The sequence below is a fragment of the Natronomonas sp. genome, assembly GCF_047616845.1.
Classification (GTDB): domain Archaea; phylum Halobacteriota; class Halobacteria; order Halobacteriales; family Haloarculaceae; genus Natronomonas.
In genome coordinates, this window is record NZ_JBLGBY010000051.1 from 1 (window position 1) to 15,885 (window position 15,885).

18 protein-coding genes are annotated in these 15,885 nt (G+C 64.1%); 3 read left to right on the forward strand and 15 right to left on the reverse strand.

The window, feature by feature from the left end:
- From ACI8UR_RS10115 to ACI8UR_RS10150, 8 genes are all read right to left on the reverse strand, one after another.
- Positions 1 to 1,091 (reverse strand): mechanosensitive ion channel family protein (locus ACI8UR_RS10115; RefSeq protein WP_415087836.1); only part of this gene is annotated, 1,091 nt, incomplete at its 3' end.
- Positions 1,092 to 1,098: 7 nt separating this feature from the next.
- Positions 1,099 to 1,920, reverse strand: a complete 822-nt coding sequence (locus ACI8UR_RS10120) for a 16S ribosomal RNA methyltransferase A (RefSeq protein WP_411714903.1) — start codon at positions 1,918 to 1,920, stop codon at positions 1,099 to 1,101.
- A gap of 51 nt (positions 1,921 to 1,971) precedes the next feature.
- Positions 1,972 to 2,553, reverse strand: a complete 582-nt coding sequence (locus ACI8UR_RS10125) for a DUF655 domain-containing protein (RefSeq protein ID WP_411714904.1) — start codon at positions 2,551 to 2,553, stop codon at positions 1,972 to 1,974.
- Between the two features lie 65 nt (positions 2,554 to 2,618).
- On the reverse strand, positions 2,619 to 2,975 hold the full coding sequence (locus ACI8UR_RS10130; protein ID WP_411714905.1) for an RNA polymerase Rpb4 family protein: 357 nt from the start codon (positions 2,973 to 2,975) through the stop codon (positions 2,619 to 2,621).
- Positions 2,972 to 3,265 (reverse strand): 50S ribosomal protein L21e, encoded by a 294-nt coding sequence (locus ACI8UR_RS10135; RefSeq protein WP_411714906.1) that lies wholly within the window; start codon positions 3,263 to 3,265, stop codon positions 2,972 to 2,974. The genes ACI8UR_RS10130 and ACI8UR_RS10135 overlap by 4 nt, the downstream gene beginning before the upstream one ends.
- Before the next feature lie 163 nt (positions 3,266 to 3,428).
- Positions 3,429 to 3,695, reverse strand: a complete 267-nt coding sequence (locus ACI8UR_RS10140; protein ID WP_411714907.1) for an elongation factor 1-beta — start codon at positions 3,693 to 3,695, stop codon at positions 3,429 to 3,431.
- 2 nt (positions 3,696 to 3,697) lie between these two features.
- Positions 3,698 to 3,880: an HVO_2753 family zinc finger protein gene (locus ACI8UR_RS10145; RefSeq protein WP_411714908.1), complete on the reverse strand. Its 183-nt coding sequence runs from the start codon at positions 3,878 to 3,880 to the stop codon at positions 3,698 to 3,700.
- A gap of 48 nt (positions 3,881 to 3,928) precedes the next feature.
- The gene (locus ACI8UR_RS10150) at positions 3,929 to 4,939 is read right to left on the reverse strand and encodes an NADP-dependent oxidoreductase (protein ID WP_411714909.1); all 1,011 of its coding nucleotides are present in this window, start codon (positions 4,937 to 4,939) and stop codon (positions 3,929 to 3,931) included.
- Between the two features lie 78 nt (positions 4,940 to 5,017).
- Here ACI8UR_RS10150 and tmcA point away from each other — a divergent pair, with 78 nt between their 5' ends.
- Genes tmcA through ACI8UR_RS10165 form a run of 3 tightly spaced genes read left to right on the forward strand, consistent with a single transcriptional unit; the run spans position 5,018 to position 7,963 of the window.
- On the forward strand, positions 5,018 to 7,273 hold the full coding sequence (gene tmcA, locus ACI8UR_RS10155; RefSeq protein ID WP_411714910.1) for a tRNA(Met) cytidine acetyltransferase TmcA: 2,256 nt from the start codon (positions 5,018 to 5,020) through the stop codon (positions 7,271 to 7,273).
- Between the two features lies 1 nt (position 7,274).
- On the forward strand, positions 7,275 to 7,760 hold the full coding sequence (locus ACI8UR_RS10160) for a DUF456 domain-containing protein (RefSeq protein WP_411714911.1): 486 nt from the start codon (positions 7,275 to 7,277) through the stop codon (positions 7,758 to 7,760).
- A 41-nt stretch (positions 7,761 to 7,801) separates the two neighbouring features.
- Positions 7,802 to 7,963 carry a hypothetical protein gene (locus tag ACI8UR_RS10165; RefSeq protein WP_411714912.1) on the forward strand — a complete coding sequence of 54 codons (162 nt, stop codon included), beginning with the start codon at positions 7,802 to 7,804 and terminating at the stop codon, positions 7,961 to 7,963.
- Between the two features lies 1 nt (position 7,964).
- Here ACI8UR_RS10165 and ACI8UR_RS10170 read toward each other — a convergent pair whose 3' ends face one another.
- The 7 genes from ACI8UR_RS10170 to ACI8UR_RS10200 form a co-directional block, all read right to left on the reverse strand.
- Positions 7,965 to 8,702, reverse strand: coding sequence for an N-acetyltransferase family protein (locus tag ACI8UR_RS10170; protein ID WP_411714913.1), 738 nt, complete (start codon positions 8,700 to 8,702; stop codon positions 7,965 to 7,967).
- Positions 8,703 to 8,767: 65 nt separating this feature from the next.
- Positions 8,768 to 9,157: a hypothetical protein gene (locus ACI8UR_RS10175; RefSeq protein ID WP_411714914.1), complete on the reverse strand. Its 390-nt coding sequence runs from the start codon at positions 9,155 to 9,157 to the stop codon at positions 8,768 to 8,770.
- Entirely contained in the window at positions 9,154 to 10,824 is a 1,671-nt protein-coding gene (locus tag ACI8UR_RS10180; protein ID WP_411714915.1) for a flavoprotein, read from the reverse strand. The genes ACI8UR_RS10175 and ACI8UR_RS10180 overlap by 4 nt, the downstream gene beginning before the upstream one ends.
- Positions 10,824 to 12,470 carry an electron transfer flavoprotein subunit alpha/FixB family protein gene (locus tag ACI8UR_RS10185; RefSeq protein WP_411714916.1) on the reverse strand — a complete coding sequence of 549 codons (1,647 nt, stop codon included), beginning with the start codon at positions 12,468 to 12,470 and terminating at the stop codon, positions 10,824 to 10,826. Before ACI8UR_RS10185 ends, ACI8UR_RS10180 begins: the two co-directional genes overlap by 1 nt.
- Position 12,471: 1 nt before the next feature.
- On the reverse strand, positions 12,472 to 13,341 hold the full coding sequence (locus tag ACI8UR_RS10190) for an electron transfer flavoprotein subunit beta/FixA family protein (protein ID WP_411714917.1): 870 nt from the start codon (positions 13,339 to 13,341) through the stop codon (positions 12,472 to 12,474).
- 126 nt (positions 13,342 to 13,467) lie between these two features.
- Entirely contained in the window at positions 13,468 to 13,797 is a 330-nt protein-coding gene (locus ACI8UR_RS10195; RefSeq protein ID WP_411714918.1) for a ferredoxin family protein, read from the reverse strand.
- Between the two features lie 44 nt (positions 13,798 to 13,841).
- The gene (locus ACI8UR_RS10200) at positions 13,842 to 15,578 is read right to left on the reverse strand and encodes a glutamate--tRNA ligase (RefSeq protein WP_415087835.1); all 1,737 of its coding nucleotides are present in this window, start codon (positions 15,576 to 15,578) and stop codon (positions 13,842 to 13,844) included.
- Positions 15,579 to 15,885: the final 307 nt, after the last annotated feature.

Here is a 15,885-nt window from a genome sequence, read left to right on the forward strand (position 1 = left end):
TCGGCCTCCTCCCGGCCCATCAACTCCCGCTGTGGGTACGGAATCTTGATGCCCTCGCTCTCGAAGGCGTTCTTGACGGCGTTTATGACTTCGTTCTGTGCGCTGAGCTTTCGCTGGATGGTCGGCGAATCGATCCAGTAGCGCAACTGCAGGACGACGGCTGAGTCCGCGAACGATTCGAGGACGACGTCCGGTTTCGGGGTGTCGACGACGGCGTCGCAGGTCTTCATTGCCTCTGTCGCAATTGATGCTGCCGTCGCGACGTCGGCATCGTAATCGACACCGACCTCGGTTATCAAGCGCAACCGGTTCGTCTTCGAGTAGTTGATGAGTTCCCGATTCGTCACCGAGTCGTTCGGGATGAGGACGTGCTCTTCGTTGAACGTCCGCACCTGTGTGTTGAAGATGGTAATCTCTGTGACGATGCCCTCACGCTCGCCGACGGCAATCCAGTCGCCGGCCTCGAAGGGGCGTCCGATGAGGATGACGAGTCCGGCGAGCACGTCCGAGAGCGTCTTCCGAGCGGCGAAGCCGATCACGATACCGAGCGCTCCGGCTCCGAGGAAGAGATCACGTGGGTTCCGCTGGAACAGGATGAAGATAAAGATGATGGCGATGAAAAACAGCGTCAGTTGGACGGCGTGGTGGGCGAGTTCACGCTGATGTGCGGAGATTCGGCCGGTCGTAGACCAGTGGCGGATAACCCGTTTCGTGACGCGGGTGAGCGTGTACGTCGCAAGCAGCGTGATGAACGCGACGAAGATGTTGACCGCCGTGTTCGTGCCCGGCGTGAGCGTTTCGGCAAACCGCAACAGCGCAAACTGGACGTCACCGACCGCCTCCCAGACCACAACCACGAGCGCGGCGTAGGCCAACGCGACGACCATGACCGTTAGCGACCGAGCAATCTCGACGCCCTCCGTACTGAATCGGCGCTTCAGCGGCCGCCCGCCGAGATAGACAATCCACGTTGTTATGAGAAACGCCAGCCCGATCGCTCCCGTTGCGAGATACTGCTCGGGCTGGGTGTTGACCGCCCCCTGAATCCGGTGGACGACTCGCCAGTACCACGGTAGCGTCTGGAGCACCACCTGCAACTCAGGCCACCTCCGTAGCGATTCGCGCAAGCCGGGCGAACTCTGCCGGTGGCACGTTGCCCGCGCGCTTGCCCATTAGTTCCTCGCCCGCTTTCTCGACGACTTCGTCGGGGTTTTCGATACCTGTGATGTGTGTCGTGTTCCGAACCGCGTTGCGCATCGTCTTCCGTCGCTGGGTGAACACGCCCCGAACGAGCGCCATGAACGCTTCATCATTGGGCACCTCGTACTCCGGCGTTCGTGGCGTCGTCCGAACCACGGCACTCTCGACGGCTGGCGGCGGCGAAAAGGCCTCCTTCGGGACGGTTTCGACGATTTCGATATCGGCGTAGTGGCCCGCCGTCACCGACAGGCGACCGTACTCGTCGGTTCCTGGGTCGGCCGCCATTCGCTCTGCGAACTCGAGTTGGAACATCAGGACGGTCGGCCGTTCCTCCGGCAACAGCCGGAACGCGATCTCTGAGGAGACGCCGTACGGCAAGTTCGACACCGAGGCGGTGAACTCCGGTACCTCGACTTCGAGGGCGTCGCCTTCGATGATGGTCAGCGCTCCCGATTCGACTTCATCGGTGAACTCCGTCCGGAGAAATTCGGCGAGGGTGGGGTCGCGCTCGATGACGGTCACGCGGTCGGCAATCTGGAGCAGCCGGTCGGTGAGCGCGCCGGTTCCCCCACCGATTTCGAGCACGTGAGCGGTGTCGGTGTCATCGGGGAGATAGCCCGGAATCCGGTCGAGGACGCGGTCGTCGACGAGGAAATGCTGGTCGCGCTCCGGGTCGCCGCGAACGCCGGCCCGTGCGAGGAGCGCGTCAGGGTCGCGCATGTTGTCCCGGCGTACGCCAGCCGCCCGTATATCGTTCACCCTTTCGAGCGGCTACGCTTTGCTTTCGCGGCGTGCGAAAATCCGATATTTCAGGTCTTCCTCCTGTAGTTCCTCTGTGATACGCTCGACGAGCACCTCGCGTGGGTTGTGGAGCCCGGAGACGCGCTCTTCGATTTCCTCGAAGCTCTCGAAGGGCTTGCGCTTCCGCTCGTCGAGGACGTTGTTCCGGAGTTTCTTCCCGATGCCCGGCAGCAGATTGAGCACGTGCAGTCGCGTCGTGATCGGCTGGGCGTCGTTGTAGAAGTCGACGAACCGCTGTTCGTCGGCGTCGACGATCTCGTTGATGGCGTACTCCAGTTCGGATTCGGCGGTGGTCGAGAGCTGGCCGTACTCGATGGAATGGAGGTCTTTGACGTTGTCGCCCGGCGGGTCGATTTCCCCCCGGTCGCCGATATTCACGCCGGCGTCGTCGGTGAGGGCGATCTCGACGAGCCGGAAGTCGTCCTCGCCGACGGCGTACGCCACCGGCGATTTCTGGTACTGTGGCCGCTCGTCCTCAGGGCTTCCTCGGGGCAGGAAGTCGAGTACGACGGCTGTGGTCGGGGAGGTATCCTCCGCTCCGGCGTCGGTCATACACCCGCATAGGGAGAGATGCTATTTAAAATAGGGGCCGATGATGCCGGGACGGGCGCGTCCGTTTAGACGTACTTCGCAACGATGTCGAGGACGTCGTCGAGCTCGTCGCCGGACAGCGAGTAGCGTTCCTGTGCAAAGACGGAACGGAGTTCGTCGCGGTCTTGGGGGAGCAGGTCGGCGATCTTGTACGCCGTCTGCTCGTCGACTTTCTCGAGTTCGAGCAGCTCTTCGACCAGTTCGACGGACTCCTCGGGGTCGAGCACGGCAAACCTGTTTGCGTGCTCGATGGCGCGGGCGAGTTCGTAGCGCATCTCCCGCTCCTCGTCGAGGGCGTGCTCCTCTTCGATGTCGGCCAGCAGTTCCTTCGCCTCCGAGACGGTGAGGAACTCCTCGCCGAGAACCTTCTTGAATATCGTCATTCCTGCTGTCGTCGAAGGTGAGCAGGCACGGCAATGAGCGTCTTCGTCACGTTACCGTCCTCGATCTCGACTTTGAACGCTTCGCCCTGCTTGCCGACGACGGTTCCGGTGTAGCCGTTGAAGCGAGGGTGGAACTGTCCTTTGGGCACCGAGGGATCGAGCTTGAGGTGGACTTTCTCGCCCTCCTCGAACTGCTCGACCGAGCGCTGCGGCGGCGATGTACCCCGGTCGCGGGGCTTGTTCTTGAGTTTGTTCCGCGTTCCCTTGCGTGGTCCATTCGAACTGGGCATTCTTACCAACTCTAATCAGGTGCGACACATAAAAGGTGCGTTCCGGCGGCGCTCCTTCCCTGTTGCCCACGCCGCGTGGGCACGGCGCCGGCCGCATTCCAGGATTTCGTGCTACTCGCTATCAAAGTAACGGATATCGCAACTGACAGAACAGAACGCTGCGTTAGATGCGGCCGACTTCGTCGACGTCGACGCTTTCGACACCCTCGACGTCTGCGAAGGCATCCTCGACGGCGTCAGTGCCACCCGCCTCGTCGGGGATGAGTACCGTCGGGAACAGCGCGATGAGACCGAACGCGACGTCCTCGCGGTCGACACGGCTGATCTTCGCTCCCTCGGGGAGAGAGTTCTCGAGGCGCTCCTGGAGTTCGTCTAGGTCGACCTCGGGGCTCTGCGGCATGACCTTCATCTTGGCTGCGACTTTCCCCATCGTTACGGCCCCATGAACCCACAGTCCGGGCATTCGTAGAGGTTGCTCTGCTTGCGACACGTCGAACAGCGGTAGATCAGGTGTCCACAGTCCGGACACTTGAACTTCGCTGCACTGGTTCCGGAGATGTTAATCCCGCAGGAGATGCACTTGCGTGCCCTCCGCTGGGAACTCTCGCCACTCATACGTTTTCGTCCGGCGCCGCGACATTTAACCCTTGTTAAGCGCGGCGACTACCCCGAACGCTCGCCGACCTGCACGAGCTGTTTTCCGATCTTCGTCCCCTCGAACAGCCCGAGGAACGCATCGGGTGCGTTCTCCAGTCCCTCGACGACGTTCTCGCGGTACTCGACATCGCCGTTTGCGACCCACACCGAAAGTCGATGGAGCGCCTCGCCCCACCGGTCTTCGTAATCGCGAACGAGCAGTCCCTCGACGTGAGCGCGCGATTCGATGAGCTTGCCGAGCTTCCGCGGGCCGGTCGGAATCTCCGTCTCGTTGTACAGCGAAATCTGCCCACAGATGGCGACGCGGGCACGCACGTTCAAAAGCGGCCAGGCGGCGTCGGTGATCGGGCCACCGACGTTGTCGAAGTAGACATCGATGCCATCGGGACAGGCCTCCCGAAGCGCCGAGGGGACGTCTTCTTCCTTGTAGTTGATGCCCGCATCGAAGCCGACGGATTCGAGCCATTCGACCTTCTCGTCGGCGCCGGCGATGCCGACGACGTGACAGCCCGACAGCGCTGCAATTTGACCGACGACGCTGCCGACGGCTCCCGCTGCCGCGCTCACCACGACGGTGTCACCCGGTGTCGGTTCGGCGACATCGGTCGTCCCGAAGTACGCCGTCACGCCGGGCATCCCGAGGACGCCGACCGCGGTCGAAATCGGCCCGTGGGTGGGGTTCACCTTCCGAAGGTCACGCCCTTCCGCGACCGCGTAATCTGCCCACAACAGGTCGCTGGTGACGACATCTCCCGCATCGAAGTCGGGGTGGTTCGATTCCTCGACCTCGCCGACGACGCCGGCTTTCATCGTCTCGCCGACGTCCCACGGCTCGGCGTACGATTCCGCATCGCGCATCCGGCCGCGCATGTACGGGTCGACCGACATGTACAGCGTCCGGACGAGCACTTCGTGGGCACCAGGCTCCGGTACCTCGGTTTCGACGAGCTCGAAGTTCTCCATCGACGGTTCGCCAGTCGGGCGACTTTCCAGTCGCCACGCTCGGTTCGTTGCCATACCTCGCCACTCTCCTGCCCCGATTGAAAGGGTTCATCCAACCGGTGGAGCCTTCCGGTACCGTCTCGTGGCTCCGGTATGGACGCGGTTCGGGAGCACGCTCGCGCCCTTCACGACGAGGCGACGCGGACAAACGAGCGCCGACTGTTGGTGCTGACCGGCGCCCGCAAGGCCGGCTACGCCGCTGCTGTTGCCGCCTGCGAGGCGACCGGCCTCGACGCTGTCTCCCTCTCGGAACGTGATATCGTCGGCCGCCGCCTCGCGCCGAACCGGTCGGACGAACTGCTCGGAACGACCCACGACTGCGTCGTCGTCGACTGCCACGACGCCTGCCGCCCAAACGCGCTCGGTCGGGCCGCTGGTGCCGTCGACGGCGGCGGCCTCCTCGTCCTCGTGGTGCCCCCGCTGGACGAATGGCCGACGCGACGCGACGGCTTCGACGAGGCGCTCGCAGTTCCGCCGTTCGCGCTCGAGGACGTCGCCGGCGCCTTCCGCGACCGACTCGTCACAACCCTCCGGCAACACCGCGGCATCGGGATCGTCGATGTCGACGACGACCGCGTGGTCACGGACGGGCGTACGAACCCCGCTCCACGCCTCGAAACCGGCTCGTTCTCGCTGCCCGACGAATCGGCGTTCCCCCGCACCGTCTACGAGGCCTGTCTTACCGCCGACCAGCGCGATGCAGTCCTCGTGTGTGAGCGGCTCCGTTCCCCCGGAAACGCGGTCGTTCTGGAGGCCGACCGCGGCCGCGGCAAATCCAGTGCTGCCGGGCTCGCTGCGGCTGCACTCGCCGCCGACGGCAACGAGGTGCTCGTGACAGCGCCGAACTACCGCAACGCGGCAGCGCTGTTCGACCGGGCGGCCGAAACGCTCGCCGATATCGACGCCCTCGCGGCGGATGAACGCGAAGCCGACCGGCCCGCCGTCCGGGCCGCCGGTAGCGGTGTCGTCCGCTTCCGTCGCCCGCCCGACGCCGTCAGGGAATCCGCCGACGTTCTCATCGTCGACGAGGCGGCGGCGCTGCCGGTGCGTGTGCTCGACTCGCTACTCTCGGTCGCACCGAGCGCCTGCTTTGCGACGACGGTGCACGGTTACGAGGGCGCCGGTCGGGGCTTCGACGTTCGGTTCCGGGAGACGCTCGACGAGAAGCGAGACGTCGAGACGGTCGCCCTCGGCGAGCCGATTCGGTACGCCGCCGCCGATCCCGTCGAGGTATGGCTCTTCCGGGCGCTGTTGCTCGATGCCCGCCCCGCGGTCGACCCGCTCGTTTCTGACGCCTCGGTGGCCGACCTCACCTACGAACGCCTCGGGCCCGAATCGCTCGTCGATGACGAACCCCGTCTTCGCGAAGCGTTCGGCCTGCTCGTCAACGCCCACTACCGGACGGAACCGAACGACCTCGCCCGGCTTCTCGATGCGCCGAACATCGCTGTCCGGGCGTTGACCGACGACGGCCATCTGGTCGCCGTCGCATTACTCGCTCGTGAGGGCGGCCTCGCGGAACCGACCCGACGCGAGATGTACGAGGGCTCGCGCGTCCGCGGGAACATGATCCCCGACGTCTTGACGAGTCAGTTACGCGACCCCGACGCCGCGGTGCCGGTCGGGCTACGCGTCATGCGTATCGCGACCCACCACGCCGTCCGCTCGCGGGGCTTCGGCTCGCGACTCCTCGCGGAACTCGAAACGGAGTTCGGCCCCGCCGACGGCAACGACCCCGAGGGCCGGTTCGACGCGCTTGATTACCTCAGCGTCGGCTACGGCGCGACCCCCGACCTGCTTTCCTTCTGGGCGGCGAACGGATATGCGACCGTCCACCTCTCGACAACGCGGAACGACACGAGCGGCGAGCACTCGGCACTCATGCTCCGGCCGCTCTCTGGATCCGGAGAAGAACTCACAGACCGCCACACTGCGTGGTTCCGCCGCCGCATCACGAGCGTCCTCGCCGACGCCCTGGACGACGTCGACCCCGACGTGGTTCGCGGCGCGTTGGCGGCCACCGACGGCCCTGTTCCGCTGGAACTGACGGACACCGAATGGCGCGTCGTCGCCAGCGCCGCCTACGGCCCCGGCCTCTACGACGTGAGCCCGCGCCCGTTCCGACGCCTCGCATTACGGGCGCTCGTCGACGGGACACTCGATGACCACCAGGCGGAACGGCTCCTCGTCGTAAAAGTGCTCCAGGTGACGCCGTGGGACGAAACGGCCGACCGCCTCTCGTTCGTCTCGGAGCGCGAATGCATGCGAACGCTCGGTGACGTTTACAAGCCGCTCGTCGACCGCTACGGCACCGACGTCGCCGAAGCAGAGGCTGACAGGTACCGATAACATGATCACTGGCCTGTCTCTCACACCGCTGGCCATCGCGATTGCCGTCCTCGTCGTCGCCATCTTCGCGACCGCTATCCCGTTTGTGCCGGCCGGCGGCGTCTCGATGGCCGGCGTTGGCTACTACTGGCACGCGACGGGCGAACCCGGAACCGTCGTCCTCGTGGCCCTGCTCTCACTCGGCGTCGTTACCGTTCTCCTCGATTGGCTCGGTGGCGCGCTGTCGGCCCGCGCCGGCGGTGCCTCACTCCGGACGACCGCGATTGCCGCCGTCGTCGCGCTGCCGCTTCTATTCGTCTTCGGGCCGCTCGGCGTGCTCCTCGGCGTTGCTGCGGGCGTCTTCGCGCTCGAATACCGGCGCCACGGCGACGTCGAGCGCGGCCTGCGGACGGCCGGCTACGCGACGGTCGGCTTGCTTGCATCCACGGCGATGCAGGCGTTCCTGACCAGCATGGTTCTCGTCGGCTTCCTGCTTGCCGTGCTGTAATCGACCCAAACGGCTGTATCCCAGCCACACGTAGCGCTGGTATGGAGTGTACGGAATCGGAGTGCGAAACGCGTGCAGCCGTCCGACTTCACGTCCCGTGGGACGAAAACAGGGTGGTCTGTACGGCCCATGCCCGCGTCCTTGCGCAGAAAGATGGTATCGTCGCCGAACCGCTCGAAGGCGCCGACGCGGAGTGGCCCTGAGTCAGCTCAGCATCTTCGCCATCATCACCTCGTCGACGTACTCGTCGTCGATCTTGTAGTGTTTCTTCCGGACGGCCTCGGTCTCCCAGCCGCGGTTCGAGAGGAACTCGATGGCGTCCTCGTTCGTCGAGGGGATGCTGTTGTACAGTTTCTCGAAGTCGTTGTCGAGCGCCCAGTCGACGCCGTGGTCGAGGAGTTTGGTGCCGATGCCGTGGCCGCGGTACTCGTTGATGACGCCGAGCGTGAGCTCCGCCGTGTGTTCGAGTTTCTCCAGTTCGGGCGCGTTGATGTGCACCCAGCCGACCACGTCGCCGTGGACGGTCGCGACGAAGAACACCCGTTTCTGAAGGTCGTTGTGCCGGAGGAGGACGTTCTCACTTTCGACGATGTCGGCGAGCGTTTCGCCCTCGATGTACGTTTTATCGGCGAGTGCCTCCCGAATCGCGCCGACGAGTCCTGTCAGGTCGTCCTCGCGGGCCTGCCGGATGGTGACCTCGAGGCCGTCATCGACGTACGTCTCCTCGGTCGAATCCTCGAAGGCGACCCGGAGTTCGTCGTCCTCCGTGCGCGTGACGATGCCGTCCCGCCGAAGTACGGCGACGTGGTGGCCGAACGCCTCGGGGCTCATGTTGAGCGCCCGGCGCGCGTCGTCGTAATCGACGGTGCCGTACCCCTCGATGTACTCGTAGATGTCTTTGCGATCCCTGTGGCTGAATTCCAGCTCGTCGGAGAACTGCATGTGGTACGTTAGCACGAACCGGGTGATAAAATTATTGCTGCTTCCAAATCGGATAGATACCCCCGTTATCGACGGTGAGTCCACGCTTCGCTGGCTGTCCGCTCCGGGACGTGCGTCAGAAGCAGCGCCGTTTCGCGGATGCTGTGGGTCTCGATCAACAGTTCGGCAGCCTCCCGAACGGTGAACGTCGCATCCAGGTCGGCGCCATAGCAGGCGGCGTACAGTTCGAGCCAATCGTTGAGCGCGCGCTCGAGGAGGGCGAACTCGGCGGTATCGAACCGGAACTGCTCGCCCGTCCTGGCTTCGATGTACAGCGAGACGGCTGCCCCGACCCCATCCGTGAGGAACTCGAGGGCCGTCTCCTCGTCGGGTGGGTTCGGTGGCGGTTCGAACGCCTCCCTGTCACGGCGTGCACGTTCGGACAGCTCGGCGATGCGTTCCGAGAAGTCGGTCATCCGTCACGGAACTCGACGCCTTTGCCTCCTTTCGGGTGTTCCCACTCCGTATCCGCGACGACGGCGCAGGTACCACATTCGACGCAGGGTTGGGTGTCGAGGCTGACGACCGTCTCCTCGCTGCCGTTGGTATTGACAGTCTCCTCTCGATAACACCCGCCGCCGAAGTCCTTGGCACTGACCGGACAAGCCGTGACGGCGGTGCCACTTGCCTCGTAACTGTTGTCCACGAGGTCGATGTGGGGGTTGCCGACGTCGGTGTTGTACGTCAGGTCGCCGATGCGGTCGGCGAGACTCGGCGGCTGGATGTCGTTCCGTTCGCTCACCGGTTCGCCCACCGCCTCTGCGATGACCGTCGGCAGCGTGACATACGGCGTTCTGGTATCCGGAATCGACTCGGCCATGAACGGTGAGCTGTAGAGCCGTTCAAGCAGTCCGGCCTTGTCGAAGGCCTTCACGCCGAGCCGGCCGAGCGGTGATTCGAGGACGGCATCCGAGAGTTTCGTCACCGCCTCGTGCTCTCCGAGCGCGCTCGCGGCCCGATACTGCGGTGGCCGGAGTTTCTTCATCGTCCCCGATTCCTGGAGTTTCCGCTCGTATCGCTCGCCGGCGTCGTGGGGGCTGCCGCGCCCCTGTGCTTCGATGAACGCCTCGGCGGCGAGTGCGCCTGCGGTGACGGCGTGATTCATGCCCTTGATTATCGGCCCCTGCGCCTGCATCTGGCCGGCGGCGTCGCCGACGAGAACGAGGCGGTCTTCGTGGGGTGAGGGATGGGCAACCTTCTTCGAGTCGGGCACCAGTTTCGCGGCGTACTCCCGCTCGTGGTACTCGTCGCCGAGCCACTGTCCCAGGAGAGGGTGTGTGAGCAAGGCATCGAGCAGTTGGTGGGGCTCTGCGCGCTCGGCCGCGAGACTGTCGAGGTGGAACACCGTTCCGATGGACAGCGAATCCTCGTTCGTATAGAGGAAGCCCCCACCACGGACGCCCTCGAAGAGGTCGCCCGAGAACAGGTGTGCGGCTCCCTCGTCGGCGCCGATACCGAACCGCTCTTCGATGGCGTCGGCCGGCATATCGACGACGGCCTTGACGCCCTGGAACCACTCTTCGGGTTCGTCCCAGTTCATCAGGCCGGCGTCGCGGGCCAACTCGGAGTTGACGCCGTCGGCTGCGACGATGAGGTCGGCCGTTATCGGGTCGACCTCATCGCACGTGACGCCGACGATTTCGCCGTCCTCCCGGAGCAGGCCGTTGACCCGGACTTCGGTCAATAAGCCGCCACCGGATTCCCGCGTTCGCTCGTGGACGCGCTCTGCGAGCCACGAGTCCATCTTCCGGCGCAAGACGGTGTCTGACCACTCCGTGTCGTGTTCGTGCAGCGGCGTGATATCGAACGATTTCACGTTCGCGCCGGCGATGTTGTGGAGCTTGTACTCCGTTACCGGACGGTCGGCGGCTGCCTCGCGGAAGCCCGGGAACAGGTCGTCGATGGTGTACGGCGCCGACTCCTCGCCGTAGATGAGGCCGCCGGAGACGTTCTTCGAGCCGGCGTCGACGCCACGCTCCAGGACGAGCGTCTGGACGCCCGCGTCGGCCAACCGGGCTGCTGCTGCAGCGCCGCCCGGCCCACAGCCGACGACGATGGCTTCGTAGTGTTCGCGCTCTGGCATCAGTCGTCACCTCCTGCGGCCGCAGCCTCGAGATTCAGTTCGCCTTTCTCTAAGGCCTCGATGAGCCGCGGCAACACATCGAAGAGGTCGCCGGTGATGAAGTAATCCGAGAAGTCCCCGATGTCCGCCTCGGGGTCGGTGTTGATCGAGATGATGGTGTCGGATTCGTCCATGCCGACCTTGTGCTGGACGGCGCCGGAGATGCCGGCGGCGATGTAGAGGTCGGGTTCGACGACCTGGCCAGTTTCGCCGATCTGACGTTCCTCAGCTGCGTACTGTTCGACGTGGCCGTCGAAATCGTATGACGAGGTGACGATACCCCGCGAGATGCCGAGTTCGGCGTCCTCGAAGGCATCGGTCAGTTCGACACCGAGTTCCATCCCCCGCGTCGGGTCGTCGCCAATGCCCCGACCCAGCGCGACGACGACCTCGTGACCGGTCAGGTCGACACCGGGGTCGAGCGTGTCGTGGTCGGTAATCTCGACGCGGAACCAATCCTCGTCGAGGTCGATGTCGTGCTCGATGACCTCACCCTCTCGCTCCGGTACTGGCTCTGGTACTTCGAAGCTCCCCGGAATCACGGACGCGCCCTGCGGGTGGAACTCCCGATGGGGGTTGTCCAGACAGAGGATGGTCGAGTATTCGAAGCCGGAGAAGTCGGGCCGCTTCATGTGCAGGACGCGTTCGAACTCCTTCTTTTCGCCCTCCCGTCGTACCTTCGCGGGGTTCGAGATAACGTTGTTCTCGATGTAGAGGCCCGAACAATCAGATGCGAGCCCGGAGTCGAGTTCGGCCTGCACCTGCGCCGAGAGGTCGCGGCCGTTGTTCGTCGCCGGGAACAGCCCGTATCGCGGCTCGTCGTAGTCGCGCCATTCCTCCTCGTGGCGGTCGTCACGGCCATACGGATGGCCGGCACCACGAGCCATATCGCAGAAGACCTCGGTGTAGGCCGTATGCTGGAACCGTTTCAGTTCGGGCTGCTCGTACGTCACGACAACGTCGGCCCCGTAACTGATGCACTCGTCGGCCAATCGTTCGACGTCGTCGCCGATGAGGACGGCCACGACACGCTCGTCGTCGCCGTACTCCTCAGCGTAGTTGTCCATCATCTTACGGGCCTTCCCGAGCATCTCCCGTGAGACGTCGATGAGTTCGCCCCGCTGGGTCTCACAGTAGACCCACATATCGCGGTAGGTACCGTCGTCCAGCGCGCGAACGTGCCGTTTGTCCGCGGTCGGGTGGTCGAGCTCGGGGTGTTTCTCCTCGGGTGGCACCTCCTCCTCGACCTCTCCTTCGTCGCTGCCCTGCAGCGAGTCGAGGCGGTTCTGAATCTGGTTTGTGACGCCGCTGCGATCCTGGTTCGACTCCTCCTCTTCGAGAAGCGATTCCAGAGTCTCGACATCGTCGATATCACGGACGGCGTTGGCGATGTCAGCGGCGGACATCTCCTCGAGATCGATTTCGCTGTCTTCCTCATCGTCGCCCTCGAACTTCTCGATACGGCTTTCGATGAGTTTCTTCGCGCCTGCGCGGTCGTCGCCGGCTTTCTCCGCCTCCAGGATCTCGCGCAGCTCGTCGATGTCTTCGATGGTCTGTATCTCCGGGCCGAGCTCCTGGAGCGTATACTCGCTTGGGTCAAGCGTCATCTCAGTCCGCCCCCGTGCTGGCTTCGCTCCCTGTAAACGGTGCCATCACGTCGACGACCTCCGACATCTCGTCGGCGTCGTCCGGTTCGACCATCGTCGCCTCACGCTCGGCCGGCGCCTTCGGGATCGGGTCGACACCGGAGACGATAGTCGGTGACCCGTCCAAGCCGATGTAATCCGGGTCGAGGTTGAGCTCTTCTTGGCTCCACACCGTCAGGTGGTCTTCGTACTCTTCGGCCCGTACTTGCGTCTCCTCACGCAGGTCTTTCAGCGTCAGTCGCTCGCCGGCCGTCCGATGCGACGGGTCGAACTCCGAGTCGGTGACGATGAACGCCGGCAGTTCCGCCTCGACCGTCTCGACCTCCTCGATGTCGCCCTCGACTAATCGTTTCGCACGGACGCGCTCGGCGTCGGCGTCGATGTCGAGCGCCACGACGTGCGTTATTACCGGCATATCCAGCCCCCAGCAGGTCTGTAGCCCGGTGTGGCCCGTCTCCCCGTCGGCCGTTTTGAAGCCGGCGAAGATGAGGTCGGGAACACCCATTTTCTCGATGCCTGTCGAGAGCGTAATCGATGTCGCCCACGTGTCGGCCGCGGCCATCTCTCGGTCGGAGAGTAGATACAGGTCGTCGGCGTACACCGACTCCATCGCTTCTTGGAGTACCTCCTTGTAGCCCGGCGGGCCCATGCTCATCACGCTGACCGTACCGTCGTGCCGGATTTTGGTCTGCAGCGCTGCCTCCAGTGCGGACTCGTCGTTCGGATTCATCACTGTCGGCGTTTTCCCACGTTCGAGATGGCCCTCCTCGTCGAAGGAAACCTGCCCCTCCCTGAAATCGGGGACGCCTTTCGTCAATACGAGTGTGTTCATCGTTACCTTGACACCTACGACAACTACTACCACCCGTCCCTATTAGTTTTTAGCACGGACTGCGAGGAGAAATCCGATACTGGCGGCTACGCGCCCGGCTTGCCGCAGAAGATTACACGCGTCGTTTCAGATACGGCCCGCGCGACCGGGGTCGACATCGACGGCGTCGACCGGACAGACATCGACACAGAGCATGCAGTCGATACACTGGTCTTCGTTGGTCGGATTGGCCTTGATTTCGCTTTCGGGGTGGTCGGGGGAGTCGACCCACTCGAAGACATCGACTGGGCAGTCCTCCAGACACGCGCCGTCGGCGATACAGATGTCGAAATCGACCGCGACGTGCGTCCCACGGATGCCGAGCTGCTCCGGCGGGTCGGTCGGCCCCCAGACGGCCACGCCGTGTTCTTCGCCTTCCTTCTCGCTGTTCTCCTCGAAGTTCGGGTCTATGGCCATTGCTATCTATCCACAGTATTGGCGATGACTTAAACGTTCGCCGCTCAGGGGTGTGTGAAGTAGGCGACGGAGCCGGCCTCATCCGATTCCTCGCCTGGGTCAGCTAGTCGGTCGATTCGGGCGAAGCCGATGCGCTCGAACTGGACAACATCGTTGGACTCGTAGTCGCTGAGACCAGGCTCGGCGTGGCCCGTTTCATCACCCGCCATCGTGCGAAGCCGGAGCGGCACGTTATCGTCTGCGGGCACCCAGTGGACGACGTCGACACCCTCCTCTCGGACGATGTCGAGGTCTTCGCCGGTGAACTCGAAGGCATTGCGCGTGTGTTGCACCGGCCCGAGCCCTTTCAGCCAGACGCGCTGGCCGTTCGCGGGCACGTCGTCCGGTTCGACGAGTACCGCACCGCCGACGGGGATATCGCGCGTGCCGCGCTCCTCGTGGTCGGGATGCACCGGCGGTTCGGCGGTGTCCGGCCCGCCGAGAAGCGTCTTCTCGACACCATCGCGGACGAAGAACGCGCGGTCGGATTCATCGTCGATGATATCGCGATTCTTCGAGTAGACGGTCGACATCGCGAGATCGACGTTCGACGTCGAGGCACCGAGTTCGGTCATCGCCTCGACGATGGCTTCGCCGCGGATGCCGCGACGGCGGAGACTCGCGATAGTCGGCGCTCGCGGGTCGTCCCAGCCATCGAGCTCGTCAGCCTCGATTTTCTCCTTAATGGTCGATGTTGACATCGCGATGTCGTAGGCGTCGATCTGGACGTGCCCCCAGTGGAGCACCTCGGGGTACGTCCAGCCGAAGTAGTCGTAGACGAACTGCTGGCGTTTCGCGGAATCCTGCAGGTCGATGCCCCGGATGATGTGGGTGATTCCGAAGAGGTGGTCGTCGATGCCGGACTGGAAATCGAGCATTGGCCAACAGCGATATTCGGCGGCCTCGGGCCGAGGGTGCGGCGTATCGACCATTCGAAAGGCGACCCAATCTCTAAGCGCCGGGTTCTTGTGCTTGATATCGGTGCGGACGCGGAGGACGATATCTCCCGACGAGTGTTCGCCTTCGACCATCTCCTCGAACTCCGCGAGCGTCGTCTCGACGTCCTTGTCGCGGTGCGGACAGGCTTCGGCGTTGTTCTTCAGCGTGGAGAACTCTTCGCCGCTGCAGGTGCAGGTGTAGGCGCCGCCGGCCTCGATGAGGTTCCGCGCGTGCTCGTAGTAGGTTTCGACCCGGCCGGAGGCCTTGACGACCTCGTCCGGCTCGAAGCCGAGGTAGTCGATTGCTTCGAGGATTTCATCGTAGGCGTCGGGGTCGGGACGTTTGGTCTCGGGATCGGTGTCGTCGAACCGACACAACATCCAGCCGTCGTACATCTCCTTGTACGTCCCGATGACGGCAGGCATGCGGGCGCTCCCGAGATGCCAGGGGCCGTTCGGATTCGGGGCGAGTCGCATCCGAACGTCGTCGTAGGCCTCGATGTTCGGCAAGTCGGGAAGCGGCTGCTCGGATTCTTCCTCCTCGGCTTCCAGTTCCTCGACCAGTTCCGAGTCAAGTTCCTGGAGGCGTTCGTACTTCTCGGCGTCCGAGAGGCTGTTCATCTCCTCGATGACGGGGGCGATGACGCCGGGAATCTCGTCGCCGTGTTCTCGAAACTCGGGGTTTTCACCCATCAGGGGGCCCATTATCGCGCCGACCTGTGCGTCGCTTTCGTGTTTGAGTGCGTTGAACAGCGCGGCCGTCTCGGCCTCGCGTTCGACGCGTTCTCGGAGGTCGTCATCCATTGACGAATCCTTCTTCGGGCAGCACCAAAACCCCGGCGGGTTCGTCGACGGCGTGCTGGTGTATGGCGAACAGGCGGAACTCAGCGATCTCGCGGTTCACTCCGTTCACCGCTTGATTCTTCGAGACACCTCCTTCGGTCGTGTCTCGCTATCCGACGGCGGCGTTCCGCGCTCCCGCCTCGGCCACCGTCGGTCGCTGGCTACGTCACGGGGGCTCTGGCCACGTCATCATTTAAAAAGAGTAGCCCATTAGCATCCGCGAGCGCGCAGCGCTCGCGGTTCTCGGCAGCGCGGCGCGGCGCGCCGC